Origin of the sequence: Methylovulum psychrotolerans (genome assembly GCF_002923755.1) — a bacterium.
Taxonomy (GTDB): Bacteria; Pseudomonadota; Gammaproteobacteria; order Methylococcales; family Methylomonadaceae; genus Methylovulum; species Methylovulum psychrotolerans.
The window spans coordinates 154,456-177,699 of the sequence record NZ_PGFZ01000001.1 but is presented as its reverse complement, the minus strand read 5'-3'; the positions used below and the strand labels follow the sequence as shown (position 1 = coordinate 177,699).

22 protein-coding genes are annotated in these 23,244 nt (G+C 51.2%); 10 read left to right on the top strand and 12 right to left on the bottom strand.

Annotated features, from left to right (window positions below; all coding sequences use genetic code 11):
- Positions 1–242 precede the first annotated feature (242 nt).
- The 6 genes from AADEFJLK_RS00825 to AADEFJLK_RS00805 all read left to right on the top strand — a co-directional run bounded on the left by AADEFJLK_RS00825 (position 243) and on the right by AADEFJLK_RS00805 (position 5,767).
- Positions 243–659: a M67 family metallopeptidase gene (locus AADEFJLK_RS00825; protein ID WP_103972971.1), complete on the top strand. Its 417-nt coding sequence runs from the start codon at positions 243–245 to the stop codon at positions 657–659.
- A 73-nt stretch (positions 660–732) separates the two neighbouring features.
- Positions 733–3,261, top strand: a complete 2,529-nt coding sequence (gene mutS / locus AADEFJLK_RS00820; RefSeq protein WP_103972970.1) for a DNA mismatch repair protein MutS — start codon at positions 733–735, stop codon at positions 3,259–3,261.
- Positions 3,262–3,509: 248 nt separating this feature from the next.
- Positions 3,510–4,277 (top strand): HNH endonuclease, encoded by a 768-nt coding sequence (locus tag AADEFJLK_RS00815; protein ID WP_103972969.1) that lies wholly within the window; start codon positions 3,510–3,512, stop codon positions 4,275–4,277.
- A gap of 8 nt (positions 4,278–4,285) precedes the next feature.
- Positions 4,286–4,597: a hypothetical protein gene (locus AADEFJLK_RS00810; RefSeq protein ID WP_146054478.1), complete on the top strand. Its 312-nt coding sequence runs from the start codon at positions 4,286–4,288 to the stop codon at positions 4,595–4,597.
- Between the two features lie 167 nt (positions 4,598–4,764).
- Complete coding sequence (locus tag AADEFJLK_RS25800; RefSeq protein ID WP_282957347.1) at positions 4,765–4,896, top strand: hypothetical protein; 132 nt, start codon at positions 4,765–4,767, stop codon at positions 4,894–4,896.
- A 256-nt stretch (positions 4,897–5,152) separates the two neighbouring features.
- Entirely contained in the window at positions 5,153–5,767 is a 615-nt protein-coding gene (locus tag AADEFJLK_RS00805; RefSeq protein ID WP_103972967.1) for a DedA family protein, read from the top strand.
- A gap of 259 nt (positions 5,768–6,026) precedes the next feature.
- Here AADEFJLK_RS00805 and AADEFJLK_RS00800 read toward each other — a convergent pair whose 3' ends face one another.
- The 9 genes from AADEFJLK_RS00800 to rpsB all read right to left on the bottom strand — a co-directional run bounded on the left by AADEFJLK_RS00800 (position 6,027) and on the right by rpsB (position 14,226).
- The gene (locus AADEFJLK_RS00800; RefSeq protein WP_103972966.1) at positions 6,027–6,749 is read right to left on the bottom strand and encodes a disulfide isomerase DsbC N-terminal domain-containing protein; all 723 of its coding nucleotides are present in this window, start codon (positions 6,747–6,749) and stop codon (positions 6,027–6,029) included.
- Between the two features lie 142 nt (positions 6,750–6,891).
- A complete protein-coding gene (gene rseP / locus AADEFJLK_RS00795; RefSeq protein ID WP_103972965.1) occupies positions 6,892–8,262 on the bottom strand; it encodes an RIP metalloprotease RseP in 1,371 nt (456 codons plus the stop codon).
- Positions 8,262–9,446 carry a 1-deoxy-D-xylulose-5-phosphate reductoisomerase gene (gene ispC / locus AADEFJLK_RS00790; protein WP_088620762.1) on the bottom strand — a complete coding sequence of 395 codons (1,185 nt, stop codon included), beginning with the start codon at positions 9,444–9,446 and terminating at the stop codon, positions 8,262–8,264. The genes rseP and ispC overlap by 1 nt, the downstream gene beginning before the upstream one ends.
- Positions 9,443–10,315 (bottom strand): phosphatidate cytidylyltransferase, encoded by an 873-nt coding sequence (locus AADEFJLK_RS00785; protein WP_103972964.1) that lies wholly within the window; start codon positions 10,313–10,315, stop codon positions 9,443–9,445. The genes ispC and AADEFJLK_RS00785 overlap by 4 nt, the downstream gene beginning before the upstream one ends.
- Before the next feature lie 19 nt (positions 10,316–10,334).
- On the bottom strand, positions 10,335–11,093 hold the full coding sequence (uppS, locus tag AADEFJLK_RS00780; protein ID WP_088620760.1) for a polyprenyl diphosphate synthase: 759 nt from the start codon (positions 11,091–11,093) through the stop codon (positions 10,335–10,337).
- A 16-nt stretch (positions 11,094–11,109) separates the two neighbouring features.
- The gene (frr, locus tag AADEFJLK_RS00775; RefSeq protein ID WP_088620759.1) at positions 11,110–11,667 is read right to left on the bottom strand and encodes a ribosome recycling factor; all 558 of its coding nucleotides are present in this window, start codon (positions 11,665–11,667) and stop codon (positions 11,110–11,112) included.
- Between the two features lie 10 nt (positions 11,668–11,677).
- Positions 11,678–12,391: a UMP kinase gene (pyrH, locus tag AADEFJLK_RS00770; protein ID WP_088620758.1), complete on the bottom strand. Its 714-nt coding sequence runs from the start codon at positions 12,389–12,391 to the stop codon at positions 11,678–11,680.
- Positions 12,392–12,470: 79 nt separating this feature from the next.
- Entirely contained in the window at positions 12,471–13,358 is an 888-nt protein-coding gene (gene tsf, locus AADEFJLK_RS00765) for a translation elongation factor Ts (protein WP_198328318.1), read from the bottom strand.
- A gap of 124 nt (positions 13,359–13,482) precedes the next feature.
- Positions 13,483–14,226, bottom strand: a complete 744-nt coding sequence (rpsB, locus tag AADEFJLK_RS00760) for a 30S ribosomal protein S2 (RefSeq protein WP_088620757.1) — start codon at positions 14,224–14,226, stop codon at positions 13,483–13,485.
- A gap of 263 nt (positions 14,227–14,489) precedes the next feature.
- Here rpsB and map point away from each other — a divergent pair, with 263 nt between their 5' ends.
- From map to AADEFJLK_RS00740, 4 genes are all read left to right on the top strand, one after another.
- A complete protein-coding gene (gene map / locus AADEFJLK_RS00755; protein WP_088620756.1) occupies positions 14,490–15,254 on the top strand; it encodes a type I methionyl aminopeptidase in 765 nt (254 codons plus the stop codon).
- Positions 15,251–17,896: a [protein-PII] uridylyltransferase gene (gene glnD / locus AADEFJLK_RS00750; RefSeq protein WP_103972963.1), complete on the top strand. Its 2,646-nt coding sequence runs from the start codon at positions 15,251–15,253 to the stop codon at positions 17,894–17,896. Before map ends, glnD begins: the two co-directional genes overlap by 4 nt.
- 221 nt (positions 17,897–18,117) lie before the next feature.
- Complete coding sequence (locus tag AADEFJLK_RS00745) at positions 18,118–19,326, top strand: transposase (protein WP_103972962.1); 1,209 nt, start codon at positions 18,118–18,120, stop codon at positions 19,324–19,326.
- A 308-nt stretch (positions 19,327–19,634) separates the two neighbouring features.
- Positions 19,635–20,639 (top strand): cytochrome-c peroxidase, encoded by a 1,005-nt coding sequence (locus AADEFJLK_RS00740; RefSeq protein WP_088620967.1) that lies wholly within the window; start codon positions 19,635–19,637, stop codon positions 20,637–20,639.
- Between the two features lie 293 nt (positions 20,640–20,932).
- On the opposite strand, the gene AADEFJLK_RS00735 is transcribed toward AADEFJLK_RS00740, so the two are convergent.
- The 3 genes from AADEFJLK_RS00735 to AADEFJLK_RS00725 all read right to left on the bottom strand — a co-directional run bounded on the left by AADEFJLK_RS00735 (position 20,933) and on the right by AADEFJLK_RS00725 (position 22,926).
- Positions 20,933–21,424, bottom strand: coding sequence for a hypothetical protein (locus AADEFJLK_RS00735; RefSeq protein ID WP_146054477.1), 492 nt, complete (start codon positions 21,422–21,424; stop codon positions 20,933–20,935).
- Positions 21,425–21,799: 375 nt separating this feature from the next.
- Positions 21,800–22,363 (bottom strand): REP-associated tyrosine transposase, encoded by a 564-nt coding sequence (locus AADEFJLK_RS00730; protein WP_088620970.1) that lies wholly within the window; start codon positions 22,361–22,363, stop codon positions 21,800–21,802.
- Between the two features lie 176 nt (positions 22,364–22,539).
- The gene (locus tag AADEFJLK_RS00725; RefSeq protein ID WP_146054476.1) at positions 22,540–22,926 is read right to left on the bottom strand and encodes a DUF6979 family protein; all 387 of its coding nucleotides are present in this window, start codon (positions 22,924–22,926) and stop codon (positions 22,540–22,542) included.
- Between the last annotated feature and the right edge of the window lie 318 nt (positions 22,927–23,244).

Genomic DNA, 23,244 nt, shown 5'->3' with positions numbered 1-23,244 from the left:
TTTTATTTCGTTTAATGAAAAAAGCCTTATTTAGATTCTCCCCACCCCATCCCTCCCCATCAGGGGAGGGGGACGGATTCCATTGCAACTTGTTGTTTTTACTTAATTAAAATACTAATCCAATATCTAGTGGCTAAGTTGCTTATTCTAATATTAAAAACTTGATGATCGAGTTACAGTCGATGTGTTGCGGTTGAAATGTTAAACTTTACCCCTTCTACTTTTCAGCCCTCCGTACACCCATGACCGAAGCCATCCAAATACCGCGCAAAATCGCCAACCAACTGCTGCATAACGCCCAACTTGCCCCAGAGCAAGAAGTCTGCGGCTTAGTGGGCGCTATCTCAGGCGTACCGACCCGGTGCTACCCCATCACCAACATTGCCGAGTTGCCTGAGCAACGGTTTTTACTCGACCCGGCGCAACAAATCGCCGCGTTCAGCACCATGCGCGGGCACGGCGAGAGCCTGTTCGCCATTTACCACTCCCACCCCCACGCCCCCGCCCTGCCCTCGGCGACGGATTTGGAACTGGCCGCCTACCCCGATGCCCTATATTTAATCATCTCCCTAGACACCAAAGGCATTTTGGAAATGCGCGGGTTTTATCTGCACGGACACAGCAGCCGCGAAGTGTCACTCGTACTGAGCGAAGCCTAAGCCCTACCAGCCCAACCCCATCCACCTTTGCCGTTATTTGTTAATGACTTCCAGCCCGACACCGCACACCCCCATGATGCAGCAATATTTCCGCATCAAGGCCGATTACCCCGACACCCTGCTGTTTTACCGCATGGGCGATTTTTACGAGCTGTTTTTTAACGATGCCAAAAAAGCCGCGCAATTGCTCAACATCACCCTGACCAGCCGGGGCAGTTCGGCGGGCGAACCTATCGCCATGGCGGGCATACCCTACCACGCGGCGGAAAACTACCTCGCCCGCCTGCTAAAACACGGCCTCTCGGTGGCGATTTGCGAACAAATCGGCGACCCCGCCACCAGTAAAGGCCCGGTCGAGCGCAAAGTGGTGCGCATCATCACCCCCGGCACCGTCACCGACGAAGCCTTGCTGGAAGACCGTAAGGACAACCTCTTAGTGGCGGTGTTCCAAAACCAACAAACCTACGGCATCGCCAGCCTGGACTTAAGCAACGGGCGGTTTATCCTGCAAGAACTGCACGGCGAAGACCAACTGCTGAGCGAAATCGCCCGACTAAACCCCGCCGAGCTGTTATTCGGCGAAGACTGGTCAGCCCCCGCCGCACTTAAACAGCGCAGCGGCTTATGCAAACGCCCGCCTTGGCATTTTGACACGGCCAGCGCCCGGCAATTGGTGCTTAGGCAATTTAACACCCTAGACCTGAAAGGCTACGGTTGCGACAACCTGCACACCGCCATTGCCGCCGCCGGGGCGTTATTGCAATACGTTAAGGACACCCAACAAAGCGCCTTACCGCATATCCAAGGCATCCGTGTCGAACAGACCGACGACTGCATCCTGCTCGATGCCGCCAGCCGCCGTAATTTGGAACTGGACAGCCACCCGACCGGACAACTGCAATACACCTTGTTCGGGGTGCTGGACAAAACCGCCACCGCCATGGGTGGCCGCTGCCTGCGCCGTTGGCTCAACCGCCCCTTGCGTGACCATGAGGTGCTGAAAAACCGCTATGCCTGTGTCGGCAGCCTACTCAACCACCAACATTACCAAACCGTACAAACCTTACTCAGACAAGTCGGCGATATTGAGCGCGTCAGCTCGCGGGTGGCCTTAAAATCGGCACGGCCCCGCGATTTGCTGGTACTGCGCAATACCTTAGCGGTGTTGCCCAACTTGCAACAGTGCCTAGCCGACAGCGATAACCCGCAAATCGCCCAGTTACGCGGCCACATCGGCGAACAACCCGCCTTATTGCACTTACTGCAAACCGCCCTGATCGACAACCCGCCCGTACTGATCCGCGACGGCGGCGTCTTGGCGGCGGGCTTTAACGCCGAATTGGACGAATTACGCGACCTGAGCCAAAACGCCGACCAATTTTTATTGGACATGGAAACGCGGGAGAAAGCCGCCACTGGCATCGCCAACCTCAAAGTCAACTACAACCGCGTCCAAGGCTATTACATCGAAATCGCCAACGCCCACAGCGCGAAAATCCCCGCCCATTACACCCGCAAACAAACCTTAAAAGGCGTGGAGCGTTATATCACCGAAGAACTGAAAGCCTTTGAAAATAAAGTCCTGAGTGCGCGTGACAAAGCCCTGGCCTGTGAAAAAGCCCTCTACGACGGCCTGCTGAGCACCATCGCCGAAGACCTCGTGCCGCTGCAACACTGCGCCGCCGCCTTAGCGGAACTGGACGTGCTGACCAACTTTGCCGAACGCGCCGACAGCCTCAACCTCGCCGAACCCGTACTGAGCGACAAGCCCGGCATCCGCATTACGGGCGGGCGGCATTTAGTGGTTGAGCAAGTCTCCGACATTCCCTTCATCGCCAATGATTTGGTTTTCTCCCCACAACGGCGGATGCTGGTCATCACCGGCCCCAATATGGGCGGTAAATCGACTTACATGCGCCAAGCCGCCTTAATCGTCCTCATCGCCCATATCGGCTGCTACGTCCCCGCCAAAGCCTTACACTGCGGCCCTGTGGACAAAATCTTTACCCGCATCGGTGCGTCCGACGACCTCTCCGGCGGCCGCTCGACCTTTATGGTGGAAATGTCAGAAACCGCCAACATCCTCCACAACGCCACCGCCAAAAGCTTGGTGCTGATGGATGAGATAGGCCGCGGCACCAGCACCTTCGACGGCCTGTCCTTAGCCTGGGCGTGCGCCGACTATCTGGCGAAAGAATGCAAAGCCTTCACCCTGTTCGCCACACATTATTTTGAACTCACCACCTTAGCGGAAGAGCAGAAAATCATCCACAACGTCCACCTGGATGCGATGGAGCATGACGACAGGATTATCTTTTTACACGCCGTCAAAGAAGGCGCAGCCAGCCAAAGCTACGGCCTACAAGTCGCCGCCCTAGCAGGCGTACCCCGACAAGTGATCGAAAAAGCCAAACACAAACTACAACACCTAGAAAACATGGCCTACCAAGAACAGCAAAAAGAAACCGGCACCAACCAACTGGACTTGTTCTCCGCCCCCGAATGCCACCCCGCAGTCACCCTGCTAGAAGAAGTCAAACCCGACGAACTCAGCCCCCGGCAGGCTTTAGATTGGCTGTATAAATTGAAAAGTTTGGTTTAAAAAGACGATTAATTAAATATTAATCAATAAGTTGAATGAAAATAGCCAGTAGGTCGGGCAAGCGGTTCTGCCCGACAACAGCCATTAGGCTTGTCGTACCTTTTGGCGCGAAATAAAGCCGTTAATAGGGATAAATTGAATCTGGTAGTTTTGAGAAATGTCAGGTAAAACCGTTTGCCCCATACTAATCAATGACCGTTCTTAAGTTATACGTTTATTATGTCGCATAATCAGCTTCGGACTCTATAATGGCAACTAAAAATAGCTGGACATACAATCAACTGCTAATCGCTTTCAATTTATATTGTCAAATGCCCTTTGGGAAAATGCACAAAAAAAATCCTGAAATTATTAAATATGCGGAAATTATTGATAGAACTCCGTCAGCATTAGCAATGAAATTAGTGAATATTGCTAGTATTGATCCTGCAATAATATCAACCGGACGTAGTGGACTAAAAGGAGCATCAACATTAGATAGAGCGATGTGGGAAGAAATGCAACTTGACAGGGATGCTTTTGCCAATAAAATGCAACAAGCTATAAATACTTTTGAAATACCGGAATTGTCTTTAGACATAGACGAACTATATGATGCCGCTGATTATACCGGAAGCAACAAAACCATCCAATCGACAAGCCGAGTTGGTCAAACTTTTTTCCGACGTTCAGTGCTGAGTGCTTACAATAACCGTTGCTGCATAACAGGACTTGCCAATACAAAACTATTGGTAGCCAGTCATATAGTGCCGTGGCGAATAGATGAAACAAATCGATTAAATCCTAGTAACGGGCTTTGTTTATCAATGCTACATGACAAAGCATTTGATATGGGCATTTTGACAATTGCTGAAAACATGACTATCAGCGTTTCAAAAAAATATACCAGCCATGACGATCTTTTTTTTAATTCTGCAATATTGGCTTACGAGGGTAAGCCAATTTTTTTACCCCAAAAGTTTAGCCCTCTTGCCGATTTTTTACGCTACCATCGGGAATGTATTTTCAAAAAGTAGAAGCCGTTATGAATGTCAAATTTGAATATCTTTATCGGGATGCAGGAAACTTTAAAAACTGGGGCGAGGTTATCTTTTCCAACCAATATAACCTAAAACCCGACAGACTTAATTTAATAGCGGAGAATCTCTTTATAGAAAGGCGTTACTTTCTTGCTAACAAAATAGACATACCAGACTTACATTTTAAGGAATATAATCCACAGCTTGACCATGATTGGCATGAATTTCATAATTTCTCTTTAACAGATGAAACACCCAATGATTTAAAGCATCGTAACATTGGAGAATTTATAGATTTACTTAAAAACAACACATAAGAATACTTTTTTACAGATATTTTTCTGACAATTAAGGAACGGGGAGCCAATTGCCAGCAAGACTAGCTGCTTACGCGTCATTAGGCCTAACCGCCAAACAACCCTTGCCAATAAACCGCTACCACCCTAAAATCGGCGCAGTTTAGGACACACAAAAAGGCCATCCCATGCCAACCTTCACCAACCACAACGATAACGGCAACACCGTCATCTGCCCAGCACCTGTTGACCGTGCAATGGCTGAAGACCATTGCACTCCGTTCGGTGCGGCCTCTCCAGTGGAGTGCAAAGGTCTTTAGCCTTTGCCGAGGGCTTTAAGCTCTCGCCTAACCCAACAAATCAGGTTGGCTTGCCTCTGTAGTACTTACTATCCATCCGCCTCAAAAACAAATAAACCCACTTCCCCGCCCTGTTAAATTGACAATCCCGCCGCTATCAGCGATTATCTTCGGGCTAAGCATTGCCATATAACAATCGCCCGGCTACAGGCGCTAAAGACAGCCGTCTACCTGCCTGTGCCGGCAAATAATTATTGATAATAAGAGGGGTTAAACCGTGGAGGAGCTATTAAATTTCGCACAGAGTTTTGGGGGCATGATGCCTTATGTGCTGGTGTTCGTGGTCTTGCTGGCCTGTGGTCTGGGGTTGCCGATTCCTGAAGACATCACCTTATTCGTAGCCGGAATGCTGGCCTATTACGGCAAGGTGAATGTTGTGGCGATGGTGATCGTCAGTATGGCGGGGGTGTTGATCGGCGACAGCAGCATTTTTCTCTTGGGTGCGAAATACGGGTCGGAAATCACCAAAAAACCTTTTTTCAGTAAGATTCTGACCCCCGAACGCTTGGATAATGTAAAGGAAAAGCTGCACCAGCACGGCAATAAGGTCATTTTTGTCTCACGCTTTATGCCCGGCCTGCGGGCACCGACTTTTTTCTGCGCCGGGTCGCTGCATTTGCCTTATAAAGTGTTTCTTTTATACGACGGTTTGGCGGCGTTAATCAGTGTGCCGCTGATTGTTTGGGTAGTCTACCATTTTGGCCATTTAGCCGACCAAGTTTACAACGCCATCCGCGATGTCGAACACCTGATCGTCTTTGCCGTAGTCGCCGCTATTGCCTTTATCGCCGGAAAATGGTATCTGCACCATAAAAAAGCCAGCCAACCATAAGGCCACACTAAAACGGCTAACATCCTTGACAAGCGATGTTAGCCGTTACGCTATACTGGAACGGCCAAGTTTTCGGCTTTTACAATTCACCGTAGGGTACGCTGTGCGTACCTTTTGCACTGATTTTATGATGGTTTTTTAAAGGTACGCATTTATGCCCCTGAGGGTACAGCGTACCCTACCAAAAAGCCGAAAACTTGACCATTTGAAGTGTATACCCTGAGCCTCGAAGCTTGCCCTGAGCGTAGCCGAAAGGGAGTTAGCGGGGCTTTTTCTCAATTTCCAAGGCTTGCACCAATTCTTTCGCAGGCAAGTAACCGGGGTAGACATTGCCTTTTTCGGTGATAATCATCGGGGTGCCTTTTACGTCAAAATCAGCGGCCAGCTGCATGTGTTCATCAACCGGATTTTCACAGGATTTGTTATCGATAGACTGGTCTTTCTTGGCGGCGGTTAACGCGGCGTTACGGTCTTTAGCGCACCAAACCGACACGGCTTTATTGTAAGACTCGGAGCCTTTGCCGGCACGGGGGAAGAACACATAGCGGATGGTAATGCCTTGCGCCATGTAAGAATCAATTTCCGAATGCAGCTTGCGGCAATAAGCGCAATCAATATCCGTAAAAATAGTGACGGTATATTTAGGGATTTTCGCCTTAAAGATAATCATCTTCGCTTCGCCAAGCTTATCTAAAGCGGCCAGACGGACAGCGCCTAATTTCTGTTCGGTCAAATCGGCGCGTGATTCGACATCAATCAAACGGCCTTGAAAAATATACTTGCCGTCTTCCGTGGCGTACAAAATATTTGCCCCCACCATAACCTCATAAATGCCTTTAATATCCGAAGGCCGGACAGAGTCCACGCGCACATCCGGCATAGATTTCGCCAACATTTGCTTAATGGCGGTTTCATCGGCATGGGCAACGGCTAAGCTTAACGCCGTCACCGATAACGCGGCAATCTTAAGTAGTTTTTTCATGGTTTTCTCGTGGGTTACAAATATAGAATGCTGTGGCTGTCCGACAGCAGTAACATGGATTTGTTCATATAGGCCTAAGATAAGCCTGCCTGCGGGGCAACATCCTACACGCCCCTTATTGTTAGCGGGTTTTTAAATCCGCTTAAAAAAACTTGCGCTGCATATCCAAAACCAACGCCAAAACCATCACCGCGAACAGCAGCAGCATACCGAGTTGCTGGAATGCCATTTGCACCCGTTCCGGCATGGGTCGGCCAAAAATGGCTTCCAAGGCAAAAAACAACAGATGGCCACCGTCCAATACCGGAATCGGCAATAAATTCAGCACACCTAAACTGACACTGATTAAGCCTAAAAATTTCAAAAACGGCACTAAACCGACCTCGGCGGATTTACCCGCATATTCGGCAATGCTCAGCGGGCCGCTTAAGTTTTTTACCGACGCTTTGCCGATGATGATCTTGCCGATCATTTTCAACGTGCCGCTGGCATTATAATAGGTGGTTTCAAAAGCAATCGGGATAGCTTCCCAAGGCGGCAACACATAATCGACGCTTATTTTTTTGCGCAACTCGTCAGGAAACAGCACCGAAGCGCCGATCTTGCCTTCTTTCTGCTGGCTTTGGGGATCCGTTACCACAGCGTTGGGAATAATCGTTATAGGCATGGCTACGCCATCACGCTCAATCATCAGGCTAATCGGGCTGCCCGGATGTTTTTTGACGATGCCGACCCATTGCAGCCAGTCATCTAGCGGTATCGCGTCGGCGCTGAGCAACACATCGCCCGTTTTTAAACCAGCGGCCAAGGCGGCGCTGTCCGGCAAAACTGTGCCGATAATAGGCTTGAGCTTTGGCGACCACGGCTTAAAGCCAAAATGCTGATAAAGCTTATCGGGGCTTTCGGCATCGCCTTCGGCCAACGTGATAACCCGCTCCCGTTGTTCATCCGCTGGATTTTTGACCGTGACCTGAATGCTCTGATCGCCGTCCATACCCGCCGCCATCAGCAAACCCATGGCTTCTGTCCAGGTCGGCGAGGTTTTGCCATTAACGGCAATAATTTCTTCACCGTCGGCAAAGCCCGCTTGCGCCGCCAAGGTACCTTGCTCGGCAACCCCGATAATCGGCCTAAAATCGGCCTCGCCGATCACCAGCACGCTCCAAAACAGCAATACCGCCAACACCAGGTTAAAAACCGGCCCGGCGGCGACAATAGCCGACCTCGCCCACAGGGCTTGGCGGTTAAAGGCAAACGGCAAATCCTTGGGGCTGACTTCGCCTTCGCGTTCGTCAACCATTTTGACATAGCCGCCCAAAGGTATCGCCGAAAAGGCATAACGGGTGTCGGTGGGGGATTTTTGGTACGACCAGAGAATTTTGCCAAAGCCGACCGAAAATATTAACACCTTTACGCCGACTTTACGCGCCACCCAAAAATGCCCAAACTCATGGATAGACACTAATAGCCCGATGGCGAGGAAAAAATAAAACAGCGTATGTAAGAAGGCCATTAACGGTCCAATTGGCTTAACACTTGGTTGGCGGCTACCCGCGCTTGCTGGTCTGCGTCCAAGACAATCTCCAGCGTGTCGGCTGGGCGGACGGTAAACGCCGCCATACTGCGTTCGATCACCTTAGCGATGTCGGTAAAGCGGATCTGCCCTTGCAGGAAGGCCTCGACGGCGATTTCGTTGGCGGCATTTAACACAGTCGGCATAATGCCGCCCGCATGGATGGCCTCGTAAGCCAAACGCAAGCAAGGGAAGCGTTGGAAGTCAGGGGCTTCAAAATCCATACGCCCGACCTTAAAGATGTCTAGCGGCTCAGCGCCGGAGTCAAAGCGTTCGGGGGCGGCAAGGGCATGGGCGATAGGGATGCGCATATCGGGGTTGCCCATTTGCGCCAGCACCGTGCCGTCGACATAATCGACCATCGAATGGATGACGCTTTGCGGATGGATAACGATTTGGATTTGCTCAGGCTGCATATTGAACAACAGGCAGGCTTCGATCATTTCCAAGCCTTTGTTCATCATGGTCGCCGAATCGACGGAGATTTTTTTGCCCATATCCCAATTAGGGTGGGCGACCGCTTGCGCGGGGGTGACATCGGGTAATTGTTCTAAAGGGGTTTGCCGGAACGGGCCGCCGGAGGCAGTCAATAAAATGCGCCGTACCAGCGGACTATGCTGACCGGCTTGATAAGCGGCGGGCATACATTGGAAAATGGCGTTATGCTCGCTGTCAATCGGCAGTAACTGCGCCCCGGCGGCGGTGACGGCCTGCATAAAAATGTCGCCGGACATGACTAAGGCTTCTTTGTTCGCCAGCAACACGGTTTTGCCCGCTTTGGCGGCGGCTAGGGAAGGCAACAGCCCCGCCGCGCCGACAATCGCCGCCATGACCGAATCGACAGCGGGCAAACTGGCGACTTGCTCCAAGGCTTTAGCCCCCGACAACACTTTAATGTCGGATACTATCGAGGCTTTAATTTTTTCCCGAAACGCCTGTACCCGCTTTTCATCCACCACCACCGCATAATCGGGGTGGTGCTCCAAGCATTGACTAAACAGCAGATCGGTATTGGTGTTGGCGGTTAAGGCTACGACCCGGTATAAATGCGGATGCCGTGCCACGACATCCAAGGTACTGACCCCAATAGAGCCGGTCGCGCCGAGTATGCAAATCCCTTTCATGATACGCTCCGATAAATCAGGAACACGCCTGCATAAAAGAACGGGGCGGCGGCGATAATGCTGTCTATCCGATCTAAGATACCGCCGTGGCCGGGTAATATCGAGCCACTGTCCTTAACGCCCCTTTGGCGTTTGACGACACTGAAAAACAAGTCGCCATAAATCGAAATCAGCACCGTCAAAGCCGACAGCAACACAAAGTCGGCAGAAATCATAATCGGGAACAGGTAAATCAGGCACAGGATAACGCCGCACAACGCCCCCGCCGCCAAAGCGCCGTACATGCCCTGAACCGTTTTGCCGGGGCTGATTTCAGGCGACAGCTTGACCGTGCCATATTTTTTGCCGACGAAATAGGCGGCGACATCGGCAGCCCAAATCAGCAATAAAAAATACATAGTCATTTCTGAGCCATAAAAAGACCGCAAGCGTGACAGGAACATCCATGTCGCCAACAGCACAAACCAACCGATAAAAACCTTGTAACGGGGTTTTAATTGCAACGCCAAGACACCGCCGGGGGCGTTGCGGATCATAATCATCATCAGCAGCCAAAACATCACGGGCGGAACCGCCAGCCAGTCCAACACCCCCGAATAGGTTCTGACTTCCGTCCAATCTAACAGGGTGGCCACCACTTCCAGCAGTTGTGTCCAAAAATGGATGCCTAACATCGGAACTATCATCATCACCAAAAACAACACGCGCTTAAGCAATGAGTTGATGCCAATCAAGTTGCCCCATTCCCAGCCGCCGATTAGGGCGATAATCGCCAACACGAGGGAGAAATAGTCAATCGGCAACAAAAAGACGGCGAGGGCAATCAAGGTTGCCAAGATAGATGCTGTGATAATTCGCTGTAATAACATGGGTAGGTCTTAAGATAAATTATAAGGTAACGGATCGGTTAGCTATCTGCTCGCCGGTATGGCCAAACCGGCGTTGCCGGCCCGTAAAGCTGACAACCGCCGCTTCCAGCGCTGCTTCGTCAAAATCAGGCCACAGCGTCGGGGTAAAATACATTTCCGTGTAAGCGAGTTGCCACAGCATAAAATTGCTCACCCGCTGCTCGCCGCCCGTACGGATAAACAAATCCGGTTCCGGCAACCCGGCGGTAGACAAATGCTGGTTCAGCAACTGCTCGGTAATCGCTTGCGGCGGCAATTCGCCCGCCGCCATTTTATCCAGCACTTGCTGGCAGGCCTGGCACATATCCCAGCGGCCACCGTAATTGGCGGCAATCACTAAGGTCAGGGCGGTATTGTTCTGGGTCTGCGTTTCGCCTTCGGCCATTTTTTTCTGCAAACTGTCAGAAAACTGGCTCCGGTCGCCGATAAAACGCAAACGGATATTGTTGCGGTCCAGCTTATTGATTTCACTTTGCAGCGTCGCCAAAAACAGGTTCATCAGCATGGACACCTCATCTTGCGGCCGCCGCCAATTTTCGCTGCTGAACGCAAATAGGCTCAACACCTCTATCTTATTTCTGGCGCAATACTCGACCATCTTCCTGACGGTCTTAACGCCTGCCTGATGACCGAACGCGCGGGGCATAAAACGCTTCTGCGCCCACCGCCCATTACCGTCCATAATAATGGCGATATGGCGGGGAGTCGCCGCCGAAAAGTTCAGGTCATCATTGGACATAACGTTAATCCCAGTCTTAAATGGACAATAAGTCAGCTTCTTTGGCTTCCAACAACTTCTCCACATCTTTGACAAACTGGTCGGTCAGCTTTTGGATTTTGTCCTCGCCTGAACGTGCCTCGTCTTCTGAAATCAACTTTTCTTTTAACGCTTTTTGAATGTCGGAATTGGCATCGCGGCGGATGTTGCGGATCGCCACGCGGCCATTTTCAGCTTCGTGCTTAACGACCTTGACCAAACTCCGGCGGCGCTCTTCCGTCAAAGACGGCAACGGCACCCGGATAACCATACCGTTAGTCGCCGGGTTAAGCCCCAAATCGGACTTTAAGATCGCCTTTTCAATCGCCTGCACCATGCCTTTTTCCCAAGGCGTGATAGTCAGGGTACGCGAATCTTCCACCGCGACATTGGCGACTTGGGAGATAGAGGACTCAGTGCCGTAATAAGACACCGTCACCTGGTCCAACAAACTCGGATGCGCACGGCCTGTGCGTATTTTAGAAAATTCATGTTTCAAAGCGTCGATGCTTTTACCCATACGGATAGAGGCATCTTTTTGAATATCATTAATCATTTTGTGTTCCTCATTGAATAAGTGAGCCGATGTCTTCGCCGGTCATCAGCCGCATAATAGCCCCCTGCTCAAAAATATTCATGACCCGCATCGGCATATTGTTTTCCTTACACAATACCAAAGCGGTGGTGTCCATAACATTTAAGCGTTGGTCCAGGGCTTCGTCATAACTTAAACGCGGGTAAAACGTCGCATCTTTAACTTTTTCAGGGTCGGCCGAATACACGCCTTTGACTTTCGTGGCCTTAATCATCAATTGCGCGTTGATTTCTATCGCCCTGAGGCTGGCGGCGGAATCGGTGGTGAAGAACGGATTACCCGTCCCGGCAGCAAAAATCACCACCCGGCCTTTTTCCAAATGCCGGACGGCACGGCGGCGGATATAATCTTCACAGACCTGATTAATCTTAAGCGCGGACATCACGCGTACCGGTTGCCCTAAATGCTCAATGGCATCCTGCATGGCTAAGGCATTGATGACGGTGGCAAGCATTCCCATCTGGTCGCCGGTGACGCGGTCCAGGCCTTGGGAGGCCTTTTCCGCACCGCGCAAGATGTTGCCGCCGCCGATCACCAAACCTACCTGAACACCGCAGTCACACAATTCTTTAATTTCGGTCGCCAGCCGCTGCACAATGTCGGCATCGATACTGCCGCCCACATCGCTCATTAAGGCTTCACCGCTTAATTTCAACAATATTCTTTGGCAAATCAGCTTGGTCATAGTTTTATCGGAGGTCGGCTTTTAAAGGGTTACGTCTAAGTGGCAAGCATTTTATCCCAAGTTGCTTGGGAGGCGGACATTAACTGCCGCGTACTTGCGCCATGACTTCTTCGGCAAAGTTTTCTTCTTTTTTCTCAATACCTTCGCCCACTTCAAAACGGCTGAAACGGATGACTTTATTGCCTTTAGAAGCTGCCAACTTACCGACGGTGATTTTATCGTCTTTAATGAACGGTTGGCCTAACAGGGTAACTTCGGCCAAGAATTTGCTGATCCGTCCGACCACCATTTTTTCGATAATTTCCGCAGGCTTGCCGCTTTCTGCCGCTTGCGCCATGAAAATTTCTTTTTCTTTGGCGATAGTTTCAGGCGACACTTGGTCTTCGGACACGCAAATGGGTTTGCTGGCGGCAATGTGCATGGCGACATCTTTACCTAACTCAGGGTCGGCAACCGCCAACTCAACGATTACGCCCATTTTGCTGCCGTGCAGATAGCAAGCGGTGCCGCCTTCTGAGGCGGTGAATTTTTCAAAACGTCTGACGGTGATGTTTTCGCCCAATTTGGCGATCAGGCCACGGCGCATTTCGTCGACAGTAACGCCATCTTCCAACGGCATCGCCAATAATTGTTCTTCGGTTTGAATATCGGCATTTAAGATACCGACCGTCACGTTTTTGACAAAGCTGACAAAATCGTCGGCTTTGGCAACAAAGTCGGTTTCGCAGTTAATGTCAACGATAGCGACAGTTTTGCCGTCGGGGCTGACTTGTACGCCAATGATGCCTTCGGCAGCGATACGGCCTGATTTTTTGTCGGCTTTCGCCAAACCGGCCTTACGCATGTTCTCAATCGCCAATTCCATGTCGCCTTCGGCTTCAACCAACGCTTTTTTACATTCCATCATGCCTGAACTGGTTCTCTCGCGTAGCTCTTTCACCATTGCTGCACTAATAGTAATACTCATTGCTCGTTTTCCTCGCCTGTTTTTTAAAAATAGTCTGTGTCACTATAAAAACGCCCCCGTTAAGGAGGCGTTGTCTAATCCAATCCCGGCCCTTACAGCATTTGCCGTAGGCCGGAAGCGGCCTTTATTCTGCTGCTGGCGCTTCTTCAACAAAGTCGTCGGCTTTGGCGGACAGGCCTAAAGTCGCCGCTTTGGCATCCAATACCGCCGCGCACACGCTTTCGCAATACAGCTTAACGGCGCGGATTGAATCGTCATTACCCGGAATGACATAATCCACTTTGTCAGGTGAGTTGTTGGAGTCAACCACACCGACCACAGGAATGCCCAATTTTCTGGCTTCGCTGATGGCATTTTTTTCGTAGCCGACATCCAAGATGAAAATCACATCAGGCACGCCTTTCATGTCTTTAATGCCGCCGAGGCTGCGTTCCAGCTTTTCCAGTTCGCGCTCCATACCCAAGGCTTCTTTTTTGCCGAAACGTTGGTACAAAGTGCCGTCCGCTTTCATCGCTTCCAGCTCTTTCAGGCGGTTAATTGATTTTTTGATGGTTTTAAAGTTGGTCATCATGCCGCCCAACCAACGATGGTTGACGTAAGGCATACCACAACGCGCCGCTTCTTCGGCGACCACTTTACGCGCGGCTTTTTTGGTGCCGACAAACAAAATAGTGCCTTTGTTAGCCGCCATTTGACCCAGATAGTTCATAGCGTCGTTAAATAAAGGAAGCGTTTTTTCCAAATCGATGATGTGGATTTTGTTACGCGAACCGAACAGGTAGTTAGCCATTTTGGGGTTCCAGTAACGGGTTTGGTGGCCAAAGTGGACACCCGCTTCGAGCATTTGACGCATAGATACTGCTGCCATTTATTTCTCCTAAAGATTAAAATTCGGGACACTTGTCCCGAGTGGGTTACGCCTCCACTTATCCCGTCTGGAAACCAGTCCGCACACGGCGGCCCGGCACCCTTCCAAACGTGACGATAAATGTGAGTATTGGTACAAAAATGAACTTATCTTTATACCATATAAAGCTTTTTACAACAAGCCAATCTCTGTTAAACTCTCCAGTTCCTTATACTTTTTGACCCTGAAATACTGCCGACAGCAGTAGCCATTGCTAATTGACTATGAGCATCATTATAAAAAACGCCAGTGAAATCGACAAAATGCGTGTGGCAGGCCGACTGGCCGCACAAGTCTTAGAAATGCTCGAACCTTTTGTCGTCCCCGGCATCACCACCAACGAGCTAGACCAAATTTGCTACGACTATATCGTCAATGTCCAAGAAGCCATTGCCGCGCCGCTGAATTACAAAGGCTTCCCCAAATCGATCTGCACCTCGATCAACCAGCAGGTTTGCCACGGCATCCCCAGCGACAAGAAACTTAAATCCGGCGATATTGTCAATATCGACATCACCGTCATTAAAGACGGCTATCACGGCGACACCAGCAAAATGTTTTGTGTCGGCGAGGTCAGCCCCCACGCCAAACGGCTGGTAAAAATCACCCAAGAATCCATGTACAAAGGCATTGAGCAAGTCAAGGCCGGGGCTACCCTGGGCGACATCGGCCATGCCATCCAAAAACATGCCGAAGGCAACCGTTATTCGGTAGTACGCGAATTCTGCGGGCACGGCATCGGCAAAAAATTCCATGAAGACCCGCAAGTCCTCCATTATGGCAAGGCGGGTAGCGGCGACGTGCTGGACGCGGGCATGATTATCACCATCGAGCCCATGATTAACCTGGGCAAACGCCATGTCAAAGTTTTAGCGGACGGTTGGACGGCGGTCACTAAAGACCATAGCTTATCTGCGCAATGGGAACATACCATACTGGTCACCCCGACCGGCTATGAAATCCTGACCTTACGCCAAGAAGAACGGTGAAGCCTTTGTATTCTGAACTCTTTGACCAGCCCGACCACCTGCAACAGTTTAAGCTTTTGCTGAAACACAACGAGGCGGAACTTAAACAAAAATTCGACCCGCACCAATCGGTGTCGGCGCTTATTAAAGAACGCTCGGACTTTATCGACAATCTGCTCAGCAGCGCGTGGCGGCATTTTCTCGGCATCAAAGCCGCCCGCTTCGCCCTCATCGCCGTCGGCGGCTACGGGCGGCGCGAACTGTTCCCCTATTCCGACATCGACATCTTAGTGATGCTCGACAACGGCGAAGAGGACGGCGACGACAGCGGCTACCAAGAAGATTTGGGCAACTTCTTCACCTTCCTCTGGGACATCAGCCTCAAACCCGGACAAAGCGTGCGCACCATTAGCGAATGCGTGGCCGAAGCCATTAAAAACCAGACGGTCATGACCAGCCTGACCGAAATCCGTCTGATTACCGGCAACCCTGACTTATTTGATGAACTGAAAGAACAGACCTCGCCCGACCATATCTGGCCTTCGGACCTGTTCTTTCAAGCCAAAATGGCCGAACAGGAGCAACGCTACGCCAAAGCCCATAACACCGCCTACAATCTGGAGCCGAACGTCAAAGAAGGCCCCGGCGGCTTGCGGGATATGCAGGTCATCGCGTGGGTGTTCAAGCGCCATTACCATTCTTCCACCCTGAAAGAGCTGATCAAATACAACTTCATGCCGGAGTCGGAATATAACGAGCTGATTGCCGCCCGCGAAGTGCTGTGGCGCATCCGTTATGCCCTGCACCTGCTCACGCAACGCGGCGAAGACCGCCTGATTTTCGACTACCAACGCGACCTCGCCCAACAATTCGGCTTTAGCGGCGCAGACCAGCAATACAACCAAGACGTTGAACGCTTCATGCAGTTTTATTTTAAAACCGTACAAGGCCTGGAGCGGCTGAACGAAATGCTTCTGCAACTGTTTAACGAGCGTTTCGTTTGTGGCGAAACCGGTTGCCGGCCCACCGACATCAGCGAGGACTTTGTCGCCATCAACGGCTATCTGGAAGCGGTCGATGAAGACGTGTTTACCCGCAACCCGCTCTTATTGCTGAAAATTTTCCTCATCCTCCAACAAAATACCAGCTTAAGCGGCATCCGCGCCACCACCATCCGCCTGATCCGCAAAAACCTGCACCTGATGGACGACGCGTTCCGCACCGACAAGGCCGCTAACCAGTTGTTCATCGAACTGTTGCGGCAACCGCGCGGCATCACCACCCAACTCAAACGCATGAACCGCTACGGTGTCCTGGCCGCCTACCTGCCCAGCTTCGCCAACATCGTCGCGCGGATGCAGTACGACCTGTTCCACATTTACACCGTCGATGAACACACCCTGTTCGTGATCCGCAACTTGCGCCGCTTCTCGATTGAAGCCCATTGCAACGAAATGCCGTTTTGCCACAAAGTTTTTTTACAAATCCAAAAACCCGAACTGCTCTACCTCGGCGGGCTGTTCCATGACATTGCCAAAGGCCGCAACGGCGACCACTCCACCATCGGCGAAGACATCGCCTACCAATTTTGCCTACAGCACGGGCTGTCCAACCACGACAGCAAACTGACCGCTTGGCTGGTACGCAACCACCTGATGATGTCCATGACCGCCCAACGCAAAGACATCAGCGACATCGATGTCATCCACGAATTCGCGCAATTGGTCGGCAGCATCGAATACCTTAACTACCTGTACCTGCTCACCGTCGCCGACATCCGCGCCACCAACCCGGAACTGTGGAACTCCTGGAAAGACGTGCTGCTCAAAGAGCTGTATAACAAAACCCATAGCGTCCTGCACAAAGGCCTGCAAAATCCGGTCACTCTCGCGGAACGGCTGGCGGAGAACAAAGCCGAAGCCAAAGACGAACTGCGCCAACTGGGCTTATGTGAAAGCGTCATTGACAAGACGTGGCACAACCTCAGCGACGATTACTTCTTACGTTACGCCACCGATGAAATTGTCTGGCATACCCGCGCCATCGCCTACGCCGACCCGGCCGACCTGCCGCTGGTGTTATTGGAGCCGCATACCCAACGCGGCAGCGCGGAAATATTCGTCTATACCGAAAACTGCGGGCCAATTTTTTCCCTGTGCACCGCCACCCTCGACCAACTGGGCCTGACCATCTTAGACGCACGGATCATGACCACGCTGAACGATTACACCCTCAATAGCTTCCAAGTGTTGGAACAGTCCGGCGAGCCTATCCAAGACCATTACCGCGAGGAACATATCCGCACCGCCCTGCAAACCAGCTTGCGCAAACAAGAAGTTAAAAAACACAAAAACCTACACCGCCAATCACGCCAGGCCCGCCATTTTCCGATTCCGACCCGCATCCAATTTTTAGACGACCCGCTAGGGCGGCATACCGTTATCGAACTGGTCACCACCGACCGCGCCGGCCTGCTGTCCCAAATCGGCCAAGCCTTCATCAAACAGCACATTAACCTGCACAGCGCCAAGATCACTACCATCGGCAGCCGCGCCGAGGATTTGTTTTACGTCACCGACCCACAAAACCAGCCGATTACCGACCCGGTACGGCAACAGCACATCTACAATGAAATGGCCGCGATGTTAGAAGCCGAGCATTAAACGCGATAAGGAACGTGCATGAAATAAATCTGTAGTAGAAGCGAAAGTACGGCAACCCCTCCCTCCTGATTTTCGCCTGTACGACGGGGAAGGCATAAGCTCCCTCCCCTGCGAAGGGGAGGGCTGGGGCTTACAAGTGTAGGTTTTTAAAAAGTGACGGGGCAAAGCGTTGAGAGTAAATTGATGAGTGTCATCAACATCCGTTTACCGAAGGTGCCGCCATGCCCCGCCATCCAGAACTATACCAATGGATCGACACGATTGCCATGCATTTTCCGTCCCTCAGCAAGCCACAGGCATTGGGCTTGGCGTTGTGGAGTTTTGGCATGGTCGTCGCGCGTTCATGCAGCCTGACCGCCGTGGCCGACGTGTTGTCGCCGCTGCTGGGGCAAAAGTACAACACGCTGCGTGAAAGGTTGCGTGACACCTATCGGGAAGCGGGCGCGAAATCGGGGCGGCGGCGTGCCGACCTTTGCGTCACCGAGTGTTGGGCGCCGTGGCTGGCCTGGGTATTGGACGGCTGGGCAGGCCGCCAGCTCGCCATCGCCATGGATGCGACGAGCCTGGGGGATCGGTTCACCGTGCTGGCCATCAGTGTCGTGTACCGTGGCTGTGCCGTGCCGATCGCCTGGAAGGTGCTGAAAGCCACGGAGAAACACGCCTGGAAACCGGAATGGCTGGCGTTGTTGGGGCGTTTCCGGGGACTGTTGCCGGAGGGCTGGACGGTCATCGTGCTGGCCGACCGGGGCTTATACGCGAAATGGCTGTTCGGGGCCATCGTGGAACTGAAATGGCATCCGTTCCTGCGCGTCAATGTCCAAGGTTCGTTCCGTCCCGAAGGCTGGTGCCGCTGGCATCCCTTTTGCAGTTTGGTGCCTGCGGAAGGCCGCCGTTGGCAGGGGCGCGGCACCGCGTTCAGCGGCAAAAAGACACAGTTGCCCTGCACGTTGTTGGGCTGTTGGGGCGAAGGGCACAACGGCCCGTGGCTGGTGCTGACCGATCTGGCGCCCGAATGCGCCGACGCCTGCTGGTACGGTTTGAGGGCATGGATAGAACAGGGCTTCAAGCACAGCAAGCGGGGCGGTTGGCAATGGCAACATACGCGCATGGATGATCCGGCGCGGGCGGAGCGGCTGTGGATGGCCATTGCCATCGCCACCTGGTGGCTGCTTTCCGTCGGTGGCGAAGCCGAGGCCGGAGCCGACACGCCGTTGGACATCAAGGAACCATCAGTGCCGGGTGCGGCACGGCGACAAGGGAAGCGCTGGCGGATGGTCGGCATTTTCCAACACGGTTGGTCTTTGATTGTCGCCGCCTTGCTGAACCACCAACTCCTGCCCGTCAAACCGGGGCGGCCTGAGGCATGGCCCGGTTTGACGGAAATCAACGGCGTGACTTTGGCTATTTACGCAGAAGGGGGTGGAGGGTAAGAAAACCTACACTTGTAAGGAGGGCTGGGGTGGGGTTTAACACGCTGAGGTGCAATGGAACCGCCTACTTAATTTTATGTACGATCCTAATCGGGTTTAACGCCTTATTTGCCTATGCCCTCAAAACGTAATGTGAGCCAAAGCTAAAGCAAATCGCCTGTAACCGTAATTTGATTGTACCTAACCCGGTTAATATTTTACAATCCAAGCAGGTATAATACGTTTCATGGGCCATTTATACCTTGTTTTACCGCAAGGGCTGGTTAATGGCCCTTTCACCAACCATAAAAATAATATTTGGAGGATACATGTTTAAAATTCGCTTATTGGTTTCCGCACTCGCCCTGGCAGGTTCGCTGTCAGTCGCCAACGCTTGGGAAACCCTGCCGACCGAAGCCCCCGCCCCTGCCGACAACCCCACTACCCCAGAAAAAGTCGAATTGGGCAAAATGCTCTACCACGACCCGCGCCTGTCCTCAACCGGCACCGTGTCCTGCTCGTCTTGCCATAACACCATGCTAGGCGGCGAAGACAACCGCCCCAACTCTATGGGTGTCCACGGCCAAACCGGTGGCCGCAGCGCCCCGACCGTCTGGAACTCCGCGTTTAACAGCGTCCAATTCTGGGATGGCCGCGCCCCCAGTCTAGAAGCCCAAGCCGCCGGCCCCGTTACCAACCCCATCGAAATGGGCATGAAAAGCTGGGATGATGTCGTCGCCCGCCTGAAAGCCATCGAAGGCTACGACAAAGCTTTTGAACAAGCCTTCGGTAAAGATGCCATCTCTAAAGATAACGCCACCAAAGCCATTGCCGCTTACGAACGTACCTTAATCACCCCTAACAGCCCTTACGACCAATACGTCAACGGCAACAAAGCCGCCCTGACCACCCAACAAGTCAGCGGCATGACCAAAATGGAAGAACTCGGCTGTACCGGTTGCCATAGCGGCCCGGCCTTAAACGGCGGCGGCGCGTTCCAACGCTTCCCGGTCATCGGCAACGATTATTTTGAAGCCCAATACCACTTCAAAAAAGACCAAGGCTTAGCCGAAGTGACCAAAAACGAAGCCGACGCGCATTTGTTTAAAGTGCCCACCTTACGCAACATCGCCTTGACCGCCCCGTATTTCCATAACGGCTCGGTTAAAACCCTAGAGCAAGCTGTCACCGTCATGGCAAAAGTCCAATTAGGCAAAGACCTGTCTAAAGACGATGTCGCCGACATCACCGCGTTCCTGAACGCCCTGACTGGCGAATTCCCAAAACAAACCATGCCACAACTGCCCGGCACACCTGGTAAAACCTTTAACTAAGAAACGCGTACAAAATAAAAATCCGTTGTAGAGACGAAGAGCCGTTCCCTGAGCGAAGCCGAAGGGAGCGGCTCTTCGGCTTCGCCCAAAGACTTAGAGCCGGGACCCCGTGCAATAGAACGCCTACTTAATTTCATGCACGTTTCTAAGGTCACGACAAGCTCCCAATGCAGACCCTTATGCCCAAGGTTACGGTAAAGGGCTACCTCTTGATGGCCTACAACGAAGCCGCTTACCTGTGACAAAAAAACCAACTTCGCCAGCGGAACGGCGGGCAGCCTTTGACCGACTTGTTAGGCGTTAAATTGCGCATAGGACTCTTGCCATTGACCAGTTATAAGATTGAATTCTCTTGATGAATCATGATGTGCGATGGTAGCAACCAAAGGGAAATTCTTTCCTCCCGCCTTAGTCCAGCAGGAATAGAACCAGGCAATAAATTCGAGGGTTGCAATATTCCAAGGGTCAAGCTCTGGATCTTTCGCGGCAAACTCTTCTTCAATTTCCTGTGGATACACATACTCAACTTCCAAAATATTTGGATCAATTGGGGATGGGTACTTTGCCACTCCGTTTTCATACAAAAAGCACTCGGTATTTGTACGATCCATGAAGAAAACACGCGCGGGAAATTGGGATGTAAAACCATCGCTAAATATTTCGAATGCCAGTGCATAGACTTCTTTTGGGTACTTATACTGTACCAACTTTTGCAACGCCCCGACCAACGGGACTTCTAGCCTTGAAAGGTACTCCCTGACCATTGTAGTGAACGAATTCCCCAAAGCTTATCCCCTTTTGGTTGACTCCTAACGTAATGCAGTAACATGTAGGGTACGCTGCGCGTACCTTTTAAGAAATTTGATAAACCCCGTCCATATTGAAATCCGTAGTTTAACTTAAGGACGTTGCCAGTTAATCCGTTCGTGGTGAACCCTTCGACAAGCTCCAGCCTGGGGACAGGCGAACGGTTAATCCTCGGCCACCCATTGAAACTACGGCTTTCAAAATGGGCGAGGTATATTAGGTAAATATACTGTGAACGGCCAGCTTTCGGCTTTTACAATTCACCGTAGGGTACGCTGTGCGTACCTTTAAAAAATCCTCATAAAAATCAGTGCAAAAGGTACGCATTTATGCCCCTGAGAGTACAGCGTACCCTACTCCATTGCGGTGGTATCCAAATCATCAAATACCGATGTGTCAAAATTTCCACCACCCCAATCGGTATCATAAACGCCTTGTTTTACATAACGATGGAAAGTTGAATAAGGCCAATCTTGCACACGTTCGACATAACCGTGTTTCACCGGATTGTAATGCACATAATCAAAATGTCGGGCGTAGTCGTTTTCATCGCGAAGGGCGTGTTCCCAGAAACGGCGTTGCCATACGCCGCGCCGCCGTTGTTTTAACCGTGATGAGCTACATGCTTGTTCGTGTCCTTCCACCGCCAACCATGCCTTGGTAAATTCCTTTTTGATGAAGCCCCACCGCGCCGAATAGCGGGTGTCACCTTCGGGTAATGTCCATATTGCATGACAATGTTCGTCCAGCAAAACCAAAGCATCCAAACGAAATGGCCAATTCCGGCGGCAATCGCGTAATGCCGTACCCAAAAACATGCGGGCAGTTTCGGCGCGAAATATCGGCGCACGACGTTCAGTCACCACCGTGAAAAAAAACGAACCGCCCGGCACATAAGCCCGCCGATAATCAGACATAAGCAAAAATCACTCAAATGTAGGGTACGCTGCGCGTACCATTTAGCCGAATATCCCAAAGACGGACAAAAATGCGGTTATCTATCCACGAATACTAAAAAGAGCGTTGATTTGTAACAACACCCTATTGCCGGAAAAAGGTACGCACAGCGTACCCTACAACAGCCCAACATAAATTATCGTTTAATCAAACCTTCAGACCATAACGTGATGACAACATCCATTTGCGAATTTTCTTTTATATCCTTGCCTTCAATTGCTAGCATCCAAAGCTTATTTTCATCTGCCACAAGTTCAGGGTTTGTTTTTAAGTGCCCTACTGCGTTGAGTGCATATTTCTTGTTTTTTACTGAACCCGTATAACTTCCCGCAACAATCCCTTGAACAAGGCCAGCCTCACATAAAGCAAGAAAAGTGGATTTTGGACAATTCTTATCTTGGGAGGATTTTGAATCTTGAAAGTCCTTCAATATAACTTTTTCCCAAGCGGAACGAGGGTTTTTATCCAGCCCTTCTGCGACTAACATTACAGCATGTTTAGCCGCTATTCCGTATTTACCCATTATCCTCTCCTTAATGCGCAACGTAATGCAGACAGCCTAAATAATGCAAGATATTGCGTCATCCGTTTGCCCATAGTTATTTTAAAAACATATAGCTCTTTTCTTTTATAAACTTAGCGAAATTTAGCACATCCTATAATTTACGCAATACCCGTCAGATAATTTACCTGTCCAGAAACCTAAACTGTTAAACCAAGTCAAGGGAATAGTTTTAGACACCTGTATTCTGATCTCCGCACTGATTACCGCCGATACACCGCCTGATAAACTTTTCCAAGCATGAAAGAAGAAACGTTTCGGGTTTTGTTTACAGCCGAA